15 protein-coding genes and 1 tRNA gene are annotated in these 18,413 nt (G+C 43.3%); 2 read left to right on the top strand and 14 right to left on the bottom strand.

The features are described 5' to 3' along the window. Nucleotides 1-13: 13 nt before the first annotated feature. Nucleotides 14-1,228 (bottom strand): endonuclease/exonuclease/phosphatase family protein, encoded by a 1,215-nt coding sequence (locus tag GTQ48_RS04450; protein WP_163105344.1) that lies wholly within the window; start codon nt 1,226-1,228, stop codon nt 14-16. A 310-nt stretch (nt 1,229-1,538) separates the two neighbouring features. On the opposite strand from GTQ48_RS04450, the gene GTQ48_RS04445 reads away from it, so the two are divergent. Then, nucleotides 1,539-2,585 carry a PLP-dependent cysteine synthase family protein gene (locus tag GTQ48_RS04445; protein ID WP_163105343.1) on the top strand — a complete coding sequence of 349 codons (1,047 nt, stop codon included), beginning with the start codon at nt 1,539-1,541 and terminating at the stop codon, nt 2,583-2,585. Nucleotides 2,586-2,841: 256 nt separating this feature from the next. On the opposite strand, the gene GTQ48_RS04440 is transcribed toward GTQ48_RS04445, so the two are convergent. The 6 genes from GTQ48_RS04440 to prfC all read right to left on the bottom strand — a co-directional run bounded on the left by GTQ48_RS04440 (nt 2,842) and on the right by prfC (nt 11,695). Further along, entirely contained in the window at nt 2,842-3,981 is a 1,140-nt protein-coding gene (locus tag GTQ48_RS04440) for an aspartyl/asparaginyl beta-hydroxylase domain-containing protein (protein WP_163105342.1), read from the bottom strand. A gap of 139 nt (nt 3,982-4,120) precedes the next feature. Continuing rightward, nucleotides 4,121-5,827 carry a TonB-dependent receptor domain-containing protein gene (locus tag GTQ48_RS17610; RefSeq protein WP_239059984.1) on the bottom strand — a complete coding sequence of 569 codons (1,707 nt, stop codon included), beginning with the start codon at nt 5,825-5,827 and terminating at the stop codon, nt 4,121-4,123. After that, nucleotides 5,754-7,100 (bottom strand): TonB-dependent receptor plug domain-containing protein, encoded by a 1,347-nt coding sequence (locus GTQ48_RS17605; RefSeq protein WP_239059983.1) that lies wholly within the window; start codon nt 7,098-7,100, stop codon nt 5,754-5,756. The genes GTQ48_RS17610 and GTQ48_RS17605 overlap by 74 nt, the downstream gene beginning before the upstream one ends. 454 nt (nt 7,101-7,554) lie before the next feature. Next, a complete protein-coding gene (locus GTQ48_RS04430) occupies nt 7,555-8,124 on the bottom strand; it encodes an NADPH-dependent FMN reductase (RefSeq protein WP_163105341.1) in 570 nt (189 codons plus the stop codon). A gap of 241 nt (nt 8,125-8,365) precedes the next feature. Further along, nucleotides 8,366-10,096, bottom strand: coding sequence for an arginine--tRNA ligase (argS, locus tag GTQ48_RS04425; protein WP_163105340.1), 1,731 nt, complete (start codon nt 10,094-10,096; stop codon nt 8,366-8,368). Nucleotides 10,097-10,105: 9 nt separating this feature from the next. Beyond that, entirely contained in the window at nt 10,106-11,695 is a 1,590-nt protein-coding gene (prfC, locus tag GTQ48_RS04420; RefSeq protein ID WP_163105339.1) for a peptide chain release factor 3, read from the bottom strand. A 452-nt stretch (nt 11,696-12,147) separates the two neighbouring features. Here prfC and GTQ48_RS04415 point away from each other — a divergent pair, with 452 nt between their 5' ends. After that, entirely contained in the window at nt 12,148-13,896 is a 1,749-nt protein-coding gene (locus GTQ48_RS04415) for a diguanylate cyclase (protein ID WP_163105338.1), read from the top strand. A 71-nt stretch (nt 13,897-13,967) separates the two neighbouring features. Here the strand turns inward: GTQ48_RS04415 and GTQ48_RS04410 are convergent, their stop codons facing one another. From GTQ48_RS04410 to GTQ48_RS04380, 7 genes are all read right to left on the bottom strand, one after another. Beyond that, on the bottom strand, nt 13,968-14,888 hold the full coding sequence (locus GTQ48_RS04410) for a DMT family transporter (protein WP_163105337.1): 921 nt from the start codon (nt 14,886-14,888) through the stop codon (nt 13,968-13,970). A gap of 250 nt (nt 14,889-15,138) precedes the next feature. Continuing rightward, the gene (gene rimI / locus GTQ48_RS04405) at nt 15,139-15,600 is read right to left on the bottom strand and encodes a ribosomal protein S18-alanine N-acetyltransferase (RefSeq protein WP_338023278.1); all 462 of its coding nucleotides are present in this window, start codon (nt 15,598-15,600) and stop codon (nt 15,139-15,141) included. 6 nt (nt 15,601-15,606) lie between these two features. Next, nucleotides 15,607-16,200, bottom strand: coding sequence for an alanine acetyltransferase (locus tag GTQ48_RS04400; protein ID WP_163105336.1), 594 nt, complete (start codon nt 16,198-16,200; stop codon nt 15,607-15,609). 244 nt (nt 16,201-16,444) lie between these two features. After that, nucleotides 16,445-16,521: transfer RNA gene (locus GTQ48_RS04395), tRNA-Trp, on the bottom strand. Between the two features lie 81 nt (nt 16,522-16,602). Further along, nucleotides 16,603-17,538, bottom strand: coding sequence for a phosphotransferase (locus GTQ48_RS04390; RefSeq protein ID WP_163105335.1), 936 nt, complete (start codon nt 17,536-17,538; stop codon nt 16,603-16,605). Further along, nucleotides 17,504-18,142: a nicotinamide riboside transporter PnuC gene (pnuC, locus tag GTQ48_RS04385; protein ID WP_163105334.1), complete on the bottom strand. Its 639-nt coding sequence runs from the start codon at nt 18,140-18,142 to the stop codon at nt 17,504-17,506. Before pnuC ends, GTQ48_RS04390 begins: the two co-directional genes overlap by 35 nt. Next, nucleotides 18,142-18,405 (bottom strand): hypothetical protein, encoded by a 264-nt coding sequence (locus GTQ48_RS04380; protein ID WP_032094469.1) that lies wholly within the window; start codon nt 18,403-18,405, stop codon nt 18,142-18,144. The genes pnuC and GTQ48_RS04380 overlap by 1 nt, the downstream gene beginning before the upstream one ends. Nucleotides 18,406-18,413: the final 8 nt, after the last annotated feature.

The raw sequence follows: 18,413 nt of genomic DNA, 5'->3' as shown, positions 1-18,413 counted from the left end.
CAGTACAGAAAAGTTAGTTAAGTGCTAACGTAACCCAAACCAAGCGATGATCCGAACTCGCTTCTCTTTTGTCCACCAAACGATAAAGATGGCTACTTTTTACAGGCCAGAATACACCAGCGCTACTAACATTCAAATTAGCTGATGGCAGAACATAGTCAGCCCTAGCGCCCCAACTTGCCGTATAACGGTTACTAAAAGAAACCTTAAACGACTCTGCGCCACCGCGACTTATGGGTAAAACAGTATTATTCACTAACGGGTTTTCCGTTAGTTGCTCAATGACACCGTCTCGGTATTTATCGCCGATGTCGGCAGCATTAAAATCACCAACAAGTACAAAGCGCGTATTGTGCTGTAAACTCACCTTGTTGCCGTTGTCATCGTAAATATAGCTTCCTTTATCTGGCGATAAGTAATCTGCCATTAAACGAATCTCATCATGATTGCGCTTGCCGTTTCTGTCCTCTTCACCATCAAAAGACGGCGGCGTTGGGTGCATTGCCAATATATGAATGCTTTCGCCATTAACCAGCACTGGCACATCCCAGTGAGACTTTGAGCTTAGACGCAATGCCTGCCACTCTTTGGCATCGTACCAAGGCGTCCACTCAGTCTCTTTTTGCTGAGGACTCGGTATATATGGCTGCTGGGGATGAGGCATGTGGTGCCATTTGAACCGTTGAAATGTTCGGATATTATTGGTGTCGATGGGGTACTTCGACAACAATGCCATACCATATTGGCCTGGATATAAGCCAAAACCGTGGGCATCGCCTCCAAGCTGCTCAGCCCGACCGTTATTGTCTAAGTCGAATGGCGTTGCAAGCCCCGTATTGACCGGTGCAATGTAAGTATAGGGGTAGTCAACAGCCCGCTGACCATTTTGAGAAACATTGAGATAATGGGCAATAAAGGCATCGACACCTTTGGTTTTATCCGCTATGTAATCGAACTCGTTCAATAGCAGTACGTCTGGATTAACGCGCTGAATAATTTCAGCCACATTCTTAACTTGCGGGTGCTCTCCCGTACTTAGCACTCGTTGAAGCACATCAATACTCGGTGCGGGCTTTAGCGTTGCCCCTTGTGTATTTTTCTTTTTTGTTAAAGCCTCAGGGTAGTTTCCCGCCTCCATACTGACATTGAAGGTAGCGACTTTCAGTGACTCAGTGGACAGACAGTACGGCGAAAGCGTAAACAAAAAAATGAGTAGCAGAGCTCTCATGGTATTTTTCCCAATTTGTAATTTACCTAAGACATGAAGGACTAAGACATGTTGTCTTAAGACGCAGTGACCTAGCGTTTAATCACAAGATACCAAGTTTTTTATGAAGCCCAAACAATTTATGCACACAGCGTTGCCGAACACTTCGCCTCAAAAATCAATTATAGAATTAAAAACCACTTAAGCAGTAATTTTTGGCATTAAATCGCACTTATTAGATTAAATATAGAAAACATCGCACAAAAAAACTGAAAACTCACTGCTATTCTACTCTTATATTTTTATTCACAGTATGTTTCAAGAGGTTAAAATGGCAAATTGGGTTTCCCAAGCGATCAAAAAGATTAACGCTGACTATCAGCGTTCAGCGGACACGCACCTTATCAAACTCGATGCACTCAAACTTAACGGTATCGATATCTACTTAAAAGATGAAAGTACCCATCCAACAGGTAGTTTAAAGCATCGCCTCGCCCGCTCATTATTTTTGTATGCGTTGTGTAATGGCAAAATAAACCAACACACCACCGTTGTGGAAGCATCTTCTGGAAGCACCGCGGTATCTGAAGCCTACTTTGCTCGTATGATTGGCGTTCCGTTTATCGCAATCATGCCGCGCTCTACTGCCCTTAAAAAAATTGCGCTTATTGAGCAATTTGGAGGTCGCTGTCATTTTGTCGACTGCCCAACACAAATGCACGATGAGGCAATTCGTGTTGCCACGCAGAGTAACGGTTACTTTATGGATCAGTTCATGTTTGCAGAACGCGCTACAGATTGGCGAGGAAATAACAACATCGCTGAGAGTATTTTTCACCAAATGGAGGCCGAACCTCATCCTCTGCCCCATACCATAGTGATGAGCGCGGGCACTGGCGGTACTTCTGCCACCATAGGCCGCTACATTCGCTTTAAAGGTATGGCCTCTAAATTGGTGGTGGTAGACCCTGAGTTCTCCGTGTTTTATGACAGCTATAAACAACGAGACTCCTCATTAACGGCCAAAAGAGGCAGTAGGATTGAAGGTATAGGCAGGCCCAAAGTTGAGGCTTCATTCCAGGGCGATGTTATCGACGATATGATTCAAGTTCCTGATGCAGCAAGCGTGGCCACCATGCATTGGTTAAATGACACGATGGGTATAAAAGCGGGCCCGTCCACGGGGACAAATTTGTGGGGCGCGCTGGCAGTTGCTAAAACTATGTTAGAAAAAGGCGAGCAAGGCTCTATCGTTACACTAATGTGTGACAGCGGAGAGCGCTATCTAGATACCTATTATAATCGCGAGTGGATTGACAGAGAAATAGGCAATACATGTGGCTATGAAGAGATATTAAACGCATTCGTCACAGACTAGTTTCTTTTTGGCAAAGTTTTTTATCACGTAGTTAAAAATAAACTCATGTCTTTAAAGTCATGAGTTTATTGCAAGAAGACTAGCAATCTCAATTGACGGTCTACATTTACTCCGGTTTCAAATAAGGAAATTTAAATGCATCGCACGAATTCTGAGTAGTATTGATGGTTGACACTTTCTGTAAGAGTTCCACTAAATGTGCAGAGAAAGAGCGAATTATTCCTTGCCTAATAACAGGCAGCACTAACTTAATCAGTTAAGCTTTATACAAGTTTAAGGAAGAGAAAAGCGAGGCCAGCGCTTCTTTCTCGGAGTCCAATAACTCCGGACGCCAAATATCAAAAATTAAAACGACTCTATCTTTCTGACTATCGTTCCATGCTTCGTGCTCAATACTATCGTTAAATATGATCAACTTACCTTCTTTAACACTCTCAGTTTGTCCTCCTACCCTCAAGTAACAACCTGGTTCTGACGTTATTGGCAAATGGGCGATTAAGCGCGTATTGTAATAACCGCAGTGCGGAGGGATTTTGGCACCAGCTTTGAGCTTAGAGAATACTAACATTGGCGAGAAATTTTTGACTCTAGGCAAAGGCAATGAATCAAACAGCGCGAGGGTATTTGGGCAGTATTGTTTAGCAATTGGATCCACTTTCCCATTTTTTATTAAATGGAAAGCAGACCAGTCATTATTATTTACAAGCTTAGTACTGCTATTGTCAGTGGTGATATGGTCAGACTGCATATAAGGCAAGAACGTTTCGCTAGCCATCAAAGCTTGTAGTTCCTTACAAATCATATCTCGATTAGATTCTACCAAGGAAGCCCATGAAAATTCATCTTTATGGTAAAATTCACGGCATGGTAACTCAGGATAGAAAAACGCTCTCGGTTGCTGTTCAAATCGGTTAATTTTACCCTTTATCAGATCGATAGACCTGTTGAATCGAGAGGGAAGTTTATCCTTTGAATGCTGCCCCAATATCTCATCAAGATACTGGAACATACTTTGTGTGATCTGCGAAACTTTTCTATGAGCCTGCAATATCGATGACTGAAGTTGATCAGGAAGTACTTCAAAAGTATCTCCTACCTCAATTGCTCTGCGATAAATAGGTAAGGCCTCCTGTTCGGAACCTAGCTCCACATGTAAATCTGCTTTATATACAAGTAGGGTAATGTCGTTAGAGTCGATTCTTAAAGCTTTGTTTATTGCATTTAAAGCCTCTGTATGACTTCCCCATTGTCGATAACCAATGGATAGCGCAAACCATGCAGATGAGCCTGCGTTTCTATGCTTGGTCACTTCCTTCAAACAAATGATTGCATGTTCGGTTTTTCCTTGCCGTAACAAGTTAATTCCTTTTTCATAGGTATTTAAGTCTTCTGACATTGTTGCCGCCGTATACCGATATTTATTTAATAAAAGGACTGTAGATTGAATCCTAACTAAACGTTTAGTTTTTGAAACAGAAATGAAAAAAAGCCCCGTGAACGGGGCTTTAGATGTTTACCTATTTTTGCTTAACTTATTAAAAGCTAAGAGAAACAGTAAAGCGATATGTGCGGCCTAACACATCATAGTGACCAGGCAGCGTATTACCGCTGTTGCGTGCGGTTCCTGCTGCTTGGTTACCAACAATTGGTGGGGCTTTGTCGAACAAATTGTCGATACCAAAGTTAAGGCTAGTATAGTCGTTTACTTGGTAGCTTGTGAACAAATCGAAGTAATTGTAAGAACCAATACGCTTAAACGGTTCAAAAGTAGAATCAATAACGCCTGGTTCACGCTCGATGTCGCTCAGGTAACGCCATAATAATGATACTGAGTAATCTTCGTAGCTCCACGTTGCACGTGTGATAGCACGTGTAGTGTGTTGAGGATTACATTGAGGTCCAAAGAACCCATTACAATCGATAACAGACGATGTTGGAGCGCTCAGCGACTCAGACTCAAGATAATGGTTGAGGTTACCGTTTAAACTCAAGTTACCCATATCTTCTAAATCAAAGTTGAAATTATAAGTAGCCTCAATACCACGGGTACGTAACCAAGATAGATTAGTGGTAAACGTTGAAATACCTGCTCCTGCAAGCAACAACCCACCGCCAACACGAGTAATCTGAGAACACTGGTCAAGATTACCTAGCTCATAACATCCATCAAGCACTTCCTGAGGAGTGTTTGTGCCAATATAGCCATCAACATCGATATCATAGTAATCTACAGATAGTAATGCTGATGTTGCCCAACTCACTTCAGGAGTATATACGAAACCCGCTGTGAAAGTTTTAGCTGTTTCTTCATCAGGTAATGACGCAGGATTTGAACCTGAGAACGAAGAAATTTGACCAGCGATGATATCCTCTACTTGACCAACTTGACCTTCTGTCATTCCTGTAGCAACACATAACTGGCGAAGTTCCGCATTATCAGCAAGAGCTGCTGCGTTTGCAGCTGAACATGGATCCTGTTCCGCATTATTTAATGAGCTTGTAAATGGCGAGAAAAGTTCACCCACGTTAGGCGCTCGTGTTGCTTGCTGGTTCATCACACGAACAAGCATTTCGCTGCTAGGTCGCCATGCAAGACCCAATTTCCATGCGCCGACTTCACCCACTGTGCTGAAGTTGGAGTGACGGTAACCGAATTCTAACTCTAACACCTCAGCAAAGTCTGCATCTTCAATTAGAGGCATTTTACCTTCCATGTAAAGCTCATTTACTTGGAAAGCACCACCAACAGGAAGAGAGTTACCACCCGCGCCACCAAGGCAGCTTCGAGGAGCAAGTTTTAAACACTCATCTGGAGTGAAGTTAGAGGCATCTTCACACCACTCATAACCAAAGCTCATCATTAATGGAGTTTCAGCCCAAGGTGACATCATGGCATCAATCGGCCCGTCGACGTTCGCCATAACAACTCGCTGTTGATATTCAGTGCGAGATAAAGCGGTTGCAGAGGAATAAGCAGCCATTTCAGGGGTAATAGTACCGAAGCCGCCGAATATGTTTAGTGGAACACACGCATCACCACCCGTTAAACAGCGATCGGTTTCGACAGCGTTTAACGCGTTAGCGATGTTATCAACATTAGTATAACCGCCAAAAACGTTTGTACGATTCGTTTCGCCATGTTGAACTGACACATCGTAAGCCCAATCGTCATTCAGCATACCTTCCATACCGAACACAACTTGGAATTGTGTCTGTATTAAACTCTGTTGAACGGAATCCAAGTTCTAAAGTTCTTCGGAAGAATGTAGTTTGCATTCTATCTTCAACGTCAACAACACCATTGCCATTTACGTCAGTCCAGTTACTACCTAAATCGCCAATGTTTGCATTTGCTGCATCAATAAACGCAGTTCTCGCTTGGTCGCCTAAGAAAGGATTGGCTAGTGGAATATCAAACACATTTCCGAAGATGCCTGAAGGTGCTACTTGCTGACGAACACTTGTGTTAGTAAACGTTATTGTTGAATAAGCACGGTGATCATCAGTAATATCATAGTGTCCTAGTGCAGTTGCAGACCAACGCTTAGATGGAGTCTGGAAGAAGTTAACTGGGTTGAAGTTAAAGTTACTACATGTTGGGCCATTTACCCAAGTACCATCATCACGAAACTGACCATTCGCCGCGGGTACACCAGGTATTTGCATGCGCGTAGGCATTGTCGTACCAGAGCCGCCGCCTGGGGCTACTGCGAAAGGAGTTTGGTCGCCACAGCCCGCAATTGGCGGAGCAGGCGGATTGCCATCTAAAAATTCTTGGTAGTTAGCACCTGAAGCTGTTCCCATGCCGTAGTTACCGTATGAACGTGCGCCCAAAAGAAGCGAATCACGATCTAGCCAGCTCATTGATACTACTGCGTTTCCGCGATCGTCGTCAAAATTACCACCCAACGTTAAGGAGATATTTTTGGTCTGAGCATCCGCCTCAGCTGTGCGTGAATGCTGTATCTCTAATTCAACACCTTCAAAATCGTCTTTCAGCATTACGTTGATAGCGCCAGATATAGCATCTGAACCATATACTGCAGAAGCACCACCAGTCACTATATCGACGTTTTTGATAAGTGCAGTTGGGATGATTGATGTATCAACCGTACCTGATGTATTAAACGGAACTAGGCGCTTTCCGTCCATAAGAACTAAATTTCTATTGGCACCTAGACCTCTAAGGTTTACTGTTGCTGCACCTCCCGAGCCGTTGTTTACACTGCTGTTGTCTCCAGGTAATACACCTGGCAACAAACGTAACACACGCTCTAATTCAGGTTGTTGAAGCTGTTCAATTTGAACCTCGCCAACAGTCTGAATAGGACTAGTTGAAACTGCATTAGCACTTCTAATGCGAGAACCCGTTACTTGAATTTTTTCAACCGTTGCTTCGTCTGAACCTGGGCTTTGATTATCTTGCGCATAAGCTACGTTGCCTAACGCAATAGACGTCGCACCTAACAAACTGGCAAGCTTAACTGCTGATGCCAACTTTGAGGTTTTAAACATGGGCTGTCTCCCTGGACATTATTAAAAATGTATAATTTGATTTATTATTTTTTGCGAAGACACGGTCTTCTGAAGCTATAATAAACACATCGCGACAAAGTGGTCAACAAAGTCATTCACTAGATTTTTGAAAAGTTCAAAATAAAAAAAAAAATAATGAAGCCCAAAAAACATTCTAGATTTCGCCGACACTTAGCAAAATTGTCTAAGTTTTTTTGTTGCTAGACTCTAGTTTAATTTTTATAAAGTGTATGGAAATAACAAAACTTCAGTACCGTTTAGGGGGCATCATACACAAAAAAGCTTAAAGTCAACGTTTTGAAATCATCTAATTTTGTAAAAAGATGCTAAAGAAGAAAGTCTCGAATAGCTTTTTGAAAGATGGCTTCCGTGAAGATTAGAAAGCCATCACCCATTTTCATGGTCGTGAGTCAAAGCCCTTTAAACAACTCTATTATGACAGTTTTCTTACAAGCTCTGCGGTTTCTTTACCTAAGTTTTTAAGCTGTTTTATTGTTTTTTCATCGCTTACGCTGCCAGAATCATCAAGCAAGGTGTTTACTTTCGCAATGGCCTTTTGATTTGGGCTAACAATAACGCCGATGTTTTCCAGCAACATTCTAAGCACTACCAGCACTCTCAAGCCACCTAACCCACCAGCAGAGGCTGCCATAATACCAGCAACCTTTCCTTTGAATGCCTGAAGCGGCTTTTCACCTTCACTCATTCTAGAAGCCCAGTCGATAGCGTTTTTCAGCAACGCAGGATAGCTAGAGTTATATTCAGGCGACGCAATGAGAAAACCATCGTGCTCCATTAACAGCTCTTTAAAAGCTAATGCCTTTTCTGGAATTCCAAACTCAGCCTCTTCGTCTTCATTGAATATAGGCATCTGATAATCAGCCAGGTTAATAACGGTTACATCAGCCCCTGCTTCTTTTGCCCCTTCAGCGGCGACCTTTACGATAGCATTATTAAACGAGCCGTCTCGGGTACTGCCTGCAAATGCGAGAATTTTTGTCATTGGTTTTCCTATTGTTGTTCTGTCATTTAAAACTGTTTTCAGCATCAGTTTTGATTTGTATGGAATTTTATCGGCATAAGTAGCTATCGGTATAGCTTCTTCGATATAAGCTTTTTAAACTAAGCTTTCACCCATAAAGAAGAAATCGTGTTGACCTGACTTACAAAAAAGAAAAGGCTGACATTACTGTCAGCCTTCTTTTTCATACTTATGCTTTGTACTGTGCAATGTATGACGTAGATTACATTTTTTCTAGTGTTTCAATACCAAGAAGGGTCAAACCTTTTTCCAACGTATTGGCAACTAAAGCTGACAATGCCAATCGACTGTCGCGAGTTGTTGGCTCTATGCCGTCTTTAAGCATTGGGCACGCCTCATAAAACGTCATAAATGCCGATGCCACATCGTACAGGTAGGTACAAAGAATATGCGGCGTGGCCTCACGAGACACCATGCTGATAACTTCTTCAAATTGTAAAAGAAGTACAGCTAGCGCATGCTCCTGTTTTTCCACCAATGAGATATCAACCGGCATAGACGCCATGTCTACCCCAGCCTTTCTAAATAAACTTTTCACTCGAGTATAAGCATACTGTAGGTAAGGCGCTGTGTTGCCTTCAAAACTCAACATGGAGTCCCAGTTAAACATATAGTCAGTGGTACGGTTCTTAGATAGGTCGGCATACTTCACCGCACCAATACCTACTTTGTAAGCAACTTCATTCAGTTCGTCTTCGCTTAAATCGTTGTCACGTTCTGCAATCAGTTTACCTGCGCGCTCAATAGCTTCGTCAAGCAGTTCTACCAACTTAACCGTTCCACCCGTACGCGTTTTAAAGGGCTTGCCATCGCTGCCTAACATCATACCAAACGGACAGTGCTCATAGGTTTGTGTTTCAAGCATAAAGCCCGCTTTGCGGCCTACAATTTCAGTTTGCTTAAAATGCAACGCCTGACGGGCATCGGTAAGTATCAGTGTGCGGTCGGCATTTAACTTACCGCTGCGATAGCGCATTGCTGCAAGGTCGGTAGTGGCATACAGGTATCCGCCGCCAGATTTTTGAACGATATAAACAGCAGGATTACCTTCTTTGTCGGCAAGTTCAGGAATAAACACCACCTGAGCACCTTGATCTTCAACCGCAATCCCTTTTGATTTAAGGTCGGCAATGACATTGGCCAGATCGCTGTTGTACGCCGATTCACCCATAATATCGTTGCGGGTTAGACTGACATTAAGCTTTTTGTACACTTCTTCTGAGTGAGTAATCGATACATCGATAAACTTCTCCCAAAGCGCTAAACATTTCTCGTCGCCGCCTTGAAGTTTCACTACGTACTCTCTAGCACGGTCGGCAAACCCCTCTTCGTCATCAAAACGAACTTTGGCTTCGCGATAAAAGTCTTCTAGGTCAGACAGCGCGGTTTCAGCCACTTCTTCTTGAAGCTTGTCAGACAGGTGTGCCAACAGCATGCCAAACTGCGTACCCCAGTCACCCATGTGGTTTTGGCGAATAACCTTATGCCCTAAAAACTCAAGCACTTTCACTACCGCGTCACCAATAATAGTGGTTCGCAAATGCCCCACGTGCATTTCTTTGGCTAAGTTTGGTGAAGAGTAGTCAACGACGATATTTTGTTCATCCGACTCAGCGATGCCAAGGCGAGGATCAGCAAGTGAAATTTCACATTGGCTAGCAAGCCATTCGTCACTCAAGTGAATGTTGATAAACCCCGGGCCGGCTACTTCTAATTTTGAAGATACGTCGTCAAGTTCAACTATTTCGACGATGTTATCTGCAATATCGCGAGGTTTTTTGCGCAATTGCTTAGCCAGCGCCATAGCGCCGTTAAACTGATACTCACCAAATTCTGGACGAGCACTGCGAGAAACGGGAATAGGCGCGTTTTCAACGCCCATTTTTTGAAGTGCTTCGCTGAATCGGTTAACTAATAGAGCATGTATATTCATAGTGTGTTCTTAATTTTCGCGGGTGTTCGTAAACTGAATGTCTGGGTAGCGCTCTTGCGCTAACTGAAGGTTCACCATAGTCGGTGCAATGTAAGTGAGGTTATCCCCGCCATCTAGTGCAAGGTTTTGCTCACCCTTTCGACGAAACTCATCGAGTTTTTTCTCGTTATCAGAGTAAACCCAGCGCGCTGTGCTTACATTGATGTGCTCATACAAGGCTTCAACGTTGTACTCGGCTTTAAGACGAGCAACCACCACATCAAACTGAAGCACACCAACGGCGCCAACAATTAGGTCGTTATTCGCGAGCGGACGAAACACCTGAACCGCGCCTTCTTCTGAAAGCTGTATAAGGCCTTTCAACAGTTGCTTTTGCTTGAGGGGATCTTTTAAGCGAATGCGTTTAAATAGTTCAGGAGCGAAATTAGGAATACCGCTAAATCGATAGTTATCACCGGATGTAAAGGTATCGCCAATACGGATAGTACCGTGGTTGTGTAAACCAATAATGTCACCCGCATAGGCCTCTTCAAGTAAAGAGCGGTCGCCGGCTAAAAACGTAAGCGCATCAGAAATACGAACATCTTTGCCTAACCGGCTGTTGCGCATTTTCATGCCTTTTTCGTACTTACCCGACACAATTCGGCAAAACGCAATGCGGTCACGGTGTTTCGGGTCCATGTTAGCTTGTATTTTAAATACAAATCCACTGAACTTGGCGTCTTTGCTGTCAACTTTCCCTGACTCTGTCTCACGACCTAGAGGCTCAGGGGCCCACTCAACTAAGCCATCGAGCATGTGGTCAACACCAAAGTTACCTAGTGCAGTGCCAAAAAATACGGGGGTTAATTGCCCCTCTAAGAACAACTCTTTGTCGAAGTCGTTTGACGCACCGCGCACTAATTCAAGTTCATCGCGCAGTGTATCTGCTAACTCACTACTGACTGCATCATCAAGCTCAGGGTTATTCAAGCCTTTAATAGTGCGTACTTCCTGAATGGTGTGACCCTGACCACTTTGGTACAACACGGTTTCGTCGCGATAAAGATGATAAATACCTTTAAATCGCTTTCCGCTGCCAATGGGCCATGTAATGGGGGCGCACAGTATATCTAGCTCGGTTTCAACTTCATCGAGAAGCTCTAACGGGTCGCGTATATCACGGTCCAGCTTGTTCATGAAGGTAACGATTGGCGTGTCGCGCAGTCGAGTAACTTCCATCAACTTACGGGTTCTATCTTCTACCCCTTTCGCGGCATCAATAACCATTAAGCAGGAGTCAACGGCGGTAAGCGTACGATAAGTATCTTCGGAGAAATCTTCGTGCCCCGGGGTATCGAGTAGGTTCACTAAATGATCGTTGTAAGGAAATTGCATAACCGAGGTCGTCACAGAGATACCACGTTCTTTTTCCATTTCCATCCAATCTGATTTGGCATGCTGGCCTGACTTTTTCCCTTTAACCGTACCTGCGGTTTGAAGAGCACTGCCGAACAACAATACTTTTTCAGTGATGGTGGTTTTACCCGCATCAGGGTGTGAAATGATCGCGAACGTGCGTCGCTTTCCTATTTCTTCAAGAAGCTTTAGATCTGACATTAATAATAATCTTTTTTCTGTGCGTTTGGACGCCGTGTTGATTAGTCAACTCGACTCCGACATTTGAACCACAATCCATTGAATTTCCATTTAGCAAATGCAATGGAAAAGCAAAATTCGGGTGGTGTATTAATTGCAGGTGATTTTAGCATCTTACCGTCGGTAACAGTAGAGCCCTGTTTCAAGAAATGTTAGCAGAATCTATTCTACATCGGACATCATCATGGAAGGGCGATATTGTTTGAGATTTGATGCCTTCAATTTTCATAGACTGCACAATGCTATTTTCTGATACCATTAGAAATTATTGTTAGACTTGGAAATTTCTGCTCCATCACACAAGTGCAGGTAAGAAGGAATTAAGAGTTAACATATTGGCAAACCCAGGGTCATTTTGAATTGGACTGCGATAGGCGGTATAGCTACTATTAATAGATATAAGGATGTTTTCGATGGTGAAGTTGAAACTGTTTTTAACATTAGTTCTATACAGCATGTTTGTTTTTTCGGTAAACGGTTATGTTCTTTTCACTGATATCAACGAAGAATTAACGCTTACTGAACATGCAGAGTTCGCCATCTCTAATACCGCGGAATTAAGTGGTCATGAAAATTGGGTTGATGACCCCCATAGCTTAGAAAGAAAGCCTAATCAATATCTGCACTTTAGAGTAGAAGTGGCAAGCAATCACAGCAGTCCAACGCCAGTGTGGTTTAACGTAACGTTCCCTGCTATTAAGTATTTACAGGTTTCAGACGGGAACCGTGTGTGGAAAACCGGTGATGCACTCCCCTTTTCTACAAGAGAGATTAACCTACCGAATTATCACTTCCCATCTATATTACCCGCTAATGACAGCGTGACGTTTACCGGCCATATGCGGGGTGAAATTCTTCGCTACAACTTCTCTCTTGCCACACCAGAGAAAGTGATTAATGACTATGTCGATACCCTACAGCGAGACATGGCATTTTTCGGTGCCATGGCCATATTGACTGCCCTGTCATTTTTGGTCTTTTTTGCCACGCGCAAAATTGCGTTTTTAAGCTTCGCGGTTTTTATCTTTGCAACCACCTTTTGGTTTTTCAGAGTGTTCGGTTACGCGTTTGAAATACTATGGCCTCAAACCCCTGAACTTAATGACATCAGCTACGCAGTCAGTATTTACGCACTGCTACTTTCTGCCTTCGGGGTGATAGTAACGGTATTAAAAAGACCAGGCCGACAAATTTACGGTGAAAAATTTATCAAGTGGTTTTGCTATTTACTGCCGCTTATTGGGATCGCTGTATGGCAAACCTTAGGATTAGATTTAGCGTTGCGGCTTCCCGTTTTACTGTTCTTCCCCTACCTAATAATTTCTGTTGTGGTAATTATAGTGGAGCATAAGCGAGGGTCAGACATAGCAAAACGCTTTGCAATCGCCATGTTACCCATAGCAGTAAGTTCTTTGTTTTTGGTAATTATCGCGCTCAATAATACACTCTCAACCTGGGACCCTGTCGCGACTTTCATGGCTGGGATCTTACTGACCTGCGTGTTTATGATAGTGATCACCTCGAATTATTTAGTAAAATTATTACAAAAAGAAAGAGATGCAGAAAAAGAAGTGGCACAAATGAGAAGTGAACAAACTTCCATACTCGAGTCGCTAGTTAAAGAGAGAACCAAAGAGCTTGAGCGCTCCAATACGATGCTTGCTGAATTAGCATCTAAAGATACGCTGACTAATCTCCCAAATAGAAGGAGTGTAGACTTATTTGTGGACGCTAGCTTTGCAGAGGCTACGGGCGATGAAAAAGTTATTGCGATAGCGCTCATCGACCTCGATCACTTTAAAAATATAAATGACACTTATGGCCATGAAGTGGGTGATATTGTTCTGAAAAAAGCTGCAAATGTACTGGCAGCCTTTAACAGCGATAGCCTGCTAGCTGGTCGATTTGGTGGCGAAGAGTTTGCAATCATAGCAAGGGATATGAATGACAATAGGTTCTATATGACCCTGCACAGTATTCACAACAGCATCAATGAGCTATCTATCACTGAGATAGAAGATAGAAAAGTGGCTTCCAGTATAGGCTGGACCATGTGTACTGGGCCTATCGACGTGGTAGACGCATTTAGACGTGCAGATAAAGCGCTTTACACAGCAAAGAATAAAGGCCGTAATCGTATAATTCGTGCAGAGGAAAGCTAACGAGGAGCAAAATTATTTTTTAATAACAGTGCATGTAACGGCATGATCAATGTTACAAATGACATAGTGCCCTAAGGTAACTTGAACACTTTTTTTAGCATTTGCGGTGATAACCCATTCATAATCAGTGCAGAAATCATTAATACCGCACCAGCAACCACCATTGGCAATAGCGCTTCCTGTAAAATCACCACTGAACTTACATAGCCAACTATCGGCGTAAGCGTAGAAATAAGCACTATTTTTTCTGGAGCAAGTTTGGGCCCAGCAGCGACCATTAAGCCGAACCCTAGACCCGTAGCCACCGGGCCAATGTATGTTAGCAATAGCCAATCTGCCCATGTGTATGAGGCAAAATCAGGAATGGGCTCAAAAGCCAACGCCAATCCAACCATGGCGAATCCTGCAATAGCAAACTGCCAAAAAACAGCCTCAATGACACTGCCCTGCCACTTGTGAAATGACACTCTGCGGATTGCCACTGCCCAAAGAGCAGAGGCAACTAACATTCCCAACAAAGGTATGCGCGCTCCAGGTTCGCCAGAAGCAAACAAGATCATGGCGCAGCCAACAGTAGAAACCGCGGTCAATATGAGTCGCTTTGCAGCTGCTCGCTGCTTGTACCATAAGGTATCAATTAGCAACATCCATAGTGGCGTAGTATAGATGAGAATACTTGCCGTTCCTGCAGGGATAAACTGCAGGGAGACCGTTATTAAGCCCATTGATAAAATAAATTGAAAAAGTGCAACGACAAGAATCACTGATCTATCTTTGCGATTAAGTATTGGAAAACGCTTTTTGGTTAAAATTACAAAAAGAGCCAATACAGGCAAACTGAGTAAAAAACGTAAACTCACCATCCAAAGCGGAGAAACTATCTCTAACCCTACTTTCATTCCAGGCCAGTTAAACCCCAAGCACAGCACGGCAACTAAAAGCATTTTAATGCCTTTAGACTGGGTTTTATCTATTGTGGAGGTGTGTTGCATGGTCATTAGATCCAATTGACTTCATTTGCGCTGTTGCGACGTATTGGTATTATCTATAATGGGCGCGACTATAAGGTAAAGCTTGGCTAATTGAAATGAAGCAAGGAAAAATGAAAAACGAAATATGACCAAATGGTCAACTTTTAGTTACAGTCAAATAGGCCAAGCCACCTTTGGGCTTAATCGCTATAATGGAACTTATTTGCTATCGACATTACGTATTATTTAAATACAGAAGAAATGACACACTCTACTGCTTAGCACTACACCACTTCATTACTAAGGCATTCTCTCTGCCTATTTCTGTGGGATAGTAATTTTTCCGTGTATCTATATAGGAAAATCCCAGCCGTTTATAAAGTGAAATAGCAACTTCATTACTTTCTCTCACGTCAAGCCACATCTCATCCATGCTGCGACGTTTAGATTGCTCTAGTACAAAGTTAAGCAGCGCTTTACCAAGTCCTTTACCTCTTGCTTTTTTGTCTACAGCAATATCCATTAACGTAGCTTCTGACAGCACTTCAAGCACAATGGCGAACCCCACAACCTCTTCGTTGAGGTAAGCGAATACGCCGTAATAAGGTGCTGTAAGGCAATCTTCAAAAGTAGCAAAAGACCATGGTTCCACCTGCACAGACTCGTGGATGCGATGGGCCTCGCTAAGAGTGTCTAATGGCGTATTCGAGTTTACTATTCGTAATTTAAGCACCCGCGCCTACCCGCTTTTCTGGCTTGCTGAGATTAATGCGCTCCATAACGCGCGTTTTTGTTGCGTATTGAGCTGCTCTGGCGGTGCAGGTACAACTATAGCGTTTTTATGAATACTGAGTGTTGTTCCAATAAATACATTTACCTGGCTCGAAGAGAGGCCTAGCTGTACGCAAGCTAATGTAAGATCAGAAAGCCACGCTGCACTTGCTACTTTCTGACTTGCACTTAGCGGTATACCCAGTGGTTGAGACTGAGAGCTAGTATCGCTTTGAGTGGGTTGTGGCTTACTAGTGGCTGAGCTTTCTTTTGTGGGTATGCTTTCTTTAGCGGCTGTATTTTCTTTATGAGCGGACGCTCCACCAACATGGGCTCTTAGCTGATCAAGCCTCGACTGCTTTTCTTGCTGTGAAATAGGCTTGCTAGAAACAGAGGAAGATACATTTCGTTGAGCAATTTCTGTGGAGTGCAATTTAGCAGAATGTTTACTCGCCGCACTGCCAACTTCACCACTTTCTGCAGCAAAATATGCTTCTTTGCTTATCCAAACGGGAATACCCATCTCTTGCAAAACAGCGTGTTGATAAGGCGTAATGAGCATAAAAGTACCGAAAAATTAGTGTAATGCTTAAAGCAGTATTAGCGAAATAGCCACGTGCGGTTAGTGTACTGCAATGACGTAAAATATTGAATGACTATTCACAATTACAGTTCAAAGCAAGTGTACTAAAAAGCAGGTTCAAAAAATGGTACAGAATAATAGGAATAAAAAGAAAATATAGAAATAGATTGGCGGTTACACTATTGCTTGGAGAGATAACATTGGAATAAATCAAGAGGAAAAGTGGCAGGGGTGGAGGGACTCGAACCCCCAACCATCGGTTTTGGAGACCGCTGTTCTACCAATTCGAACTACACCCCTAGCGCGCTGTGCATTATACGTATGACAATTAAAAGGTAAAGCCTTTTTGTTACCTGCCCTGCTCGCATGCTTAATTTACACTCAATGCGTTGAATTTTCATTCAAAAGTGTCTCATTATTCGCTGTCGCATCCATTGCTGCGCGCCATAACACGTTGGTTACATGCACGATGTCACTGAACAACTTATGCTGTGACGATGCTCTTTGTGGGCAAATACCCATTTCATCGGCGTAGGTATTAACTAGCTGAACGCTTTCGGCTTCTGTAAACCCATTGATTAAACAACACGACGCTACATCGAAATAACGATTGCCAATAGCTGCGTATTCCCAGTCAATCAGTAGAGGGGGCGAGGCTGTCGCTTTTAATACGTGAGCTCTCAATAAATCGTTGTGGCAAATAACGATGTCGCTCTCGGTCACACTATCATTGCTTCTGTTTTCGGCATCAGAGTCGCCACAGAACGCTCTTTCGCTGTTAATAACGTGGTGTTTTAGCTCACATACTTTATCGAATAATGCACTTGTCGGCGTTATGTTGGCCACTTCAAGATAATGCTGCCAACGTCCATACAAATTCAGAGGGTGACCGCTAACAGGTAATGCATGAAGCTGTGCTAACACCTGTGCCATCTGCTGAGGTGTTAACGCCTCTGGTTGACTATCTGCCTGCTTATGGTTTTTCTGCACAGAGCTCTCTTGAGCACTGTTGCCCTGTTTTATCTCATTGGCGTCACAATCAATCCACTGCTCTACCCAAATTTTTTCATCAGCACTTAACCAAATGGGCGCTGGCGCAGCGCCTAAACGCGACAAGGATTGCTGCAGTACAAATTGCTCACGTCGCTTCACGCCACTAAAGTTATCGTCACCAAGCCATTTTACCGCCGCGCTAAGGTTAGCATCCCGCAAATGATACACATGGTTAACCGCCCCGGCAGGACAGCGATACAAACTTGCCTCAGCAGACAGCCCTAGAGGTTTATGTAACAGCTGTAGCAGTTGATTGTCTGTCATCTTGCGCTTTCCATTGGGAGAACCATTGATAGTAACCAAATATAGAAAATCCCACATACCCTAGGAAAAGACATGCAGATAACGCATACCCTACCTGAAGATATAAATAGGCCGACGCCAAGTTGATAAAAAACCAATACACCCAATTTTGTAAGACTTTGTGGGCAACCATAAAGGTAGTAACAACACTGAGTAAATTAATACTGGCATCTAATAGTAAGTAATCGCTAATGAACTGTGAGCCCGCAACTTGAGCTAACGCCCACGCAATCACCAGCATAGCAGGCACGATTAAACAATGAACCCAAAGAGCCCATGACCGCACAGGCTTAACCTGCCCGTCTGCTGTGCTGCCCTTCGACCATTGATAGTATCCATAGCCGGCCATTGCCATGTAAAACAGGTTCAAGGCAGCTTGAAAGGGAAGCGTGACTTGCCAGAATAACCAGGTGTAAATGCCAGTGCTCACAAATGCACACGCCCAGCACCAACTGTTTTGCTTTGCGGCAAGGAGCACATACCCTAGTGCGAGAACAACGGCCACCCACTCCAATGGAGAGGTGCCCGCTATTTGGGCAATAAAATCAGAAAGAAAGCCGTCCACTAAGACGACTTTCTTGATTGCATTGCATCAAAATTAAGAAATTTGGCGACGAAGATTGCCTGCCCTACTTCCTCGTGTGTCCGTTGCATTTCTTTTCCTAAAATTTCCATCACCTTTGTGTAATCACCAGTGACCTGAGTACTGGTGGAACAGGTGTTAATGCTTAACTCAGTATAGCTATTAAGCCTATCAATAAAATTTTGGATAGGAGGAATATACTCATTCACCAACGGATATAACGACAATTCAACCATCACTTGCATATTCATAC

The organism is Alteromonas genovensis, assembly GCF_010500895.1.
GTDB lineage: Bacteria > Pseudomonadota > Gammaproteobacteria > Enterobacterales > Alteromonadaceae > Alteromonas > Alteromonas genovensis.
The sequence above is the reverse complement of the archived record's forward strand: the minus strand, read 5'-3'. Positions and strand labels throughout refer to the sequence as shown.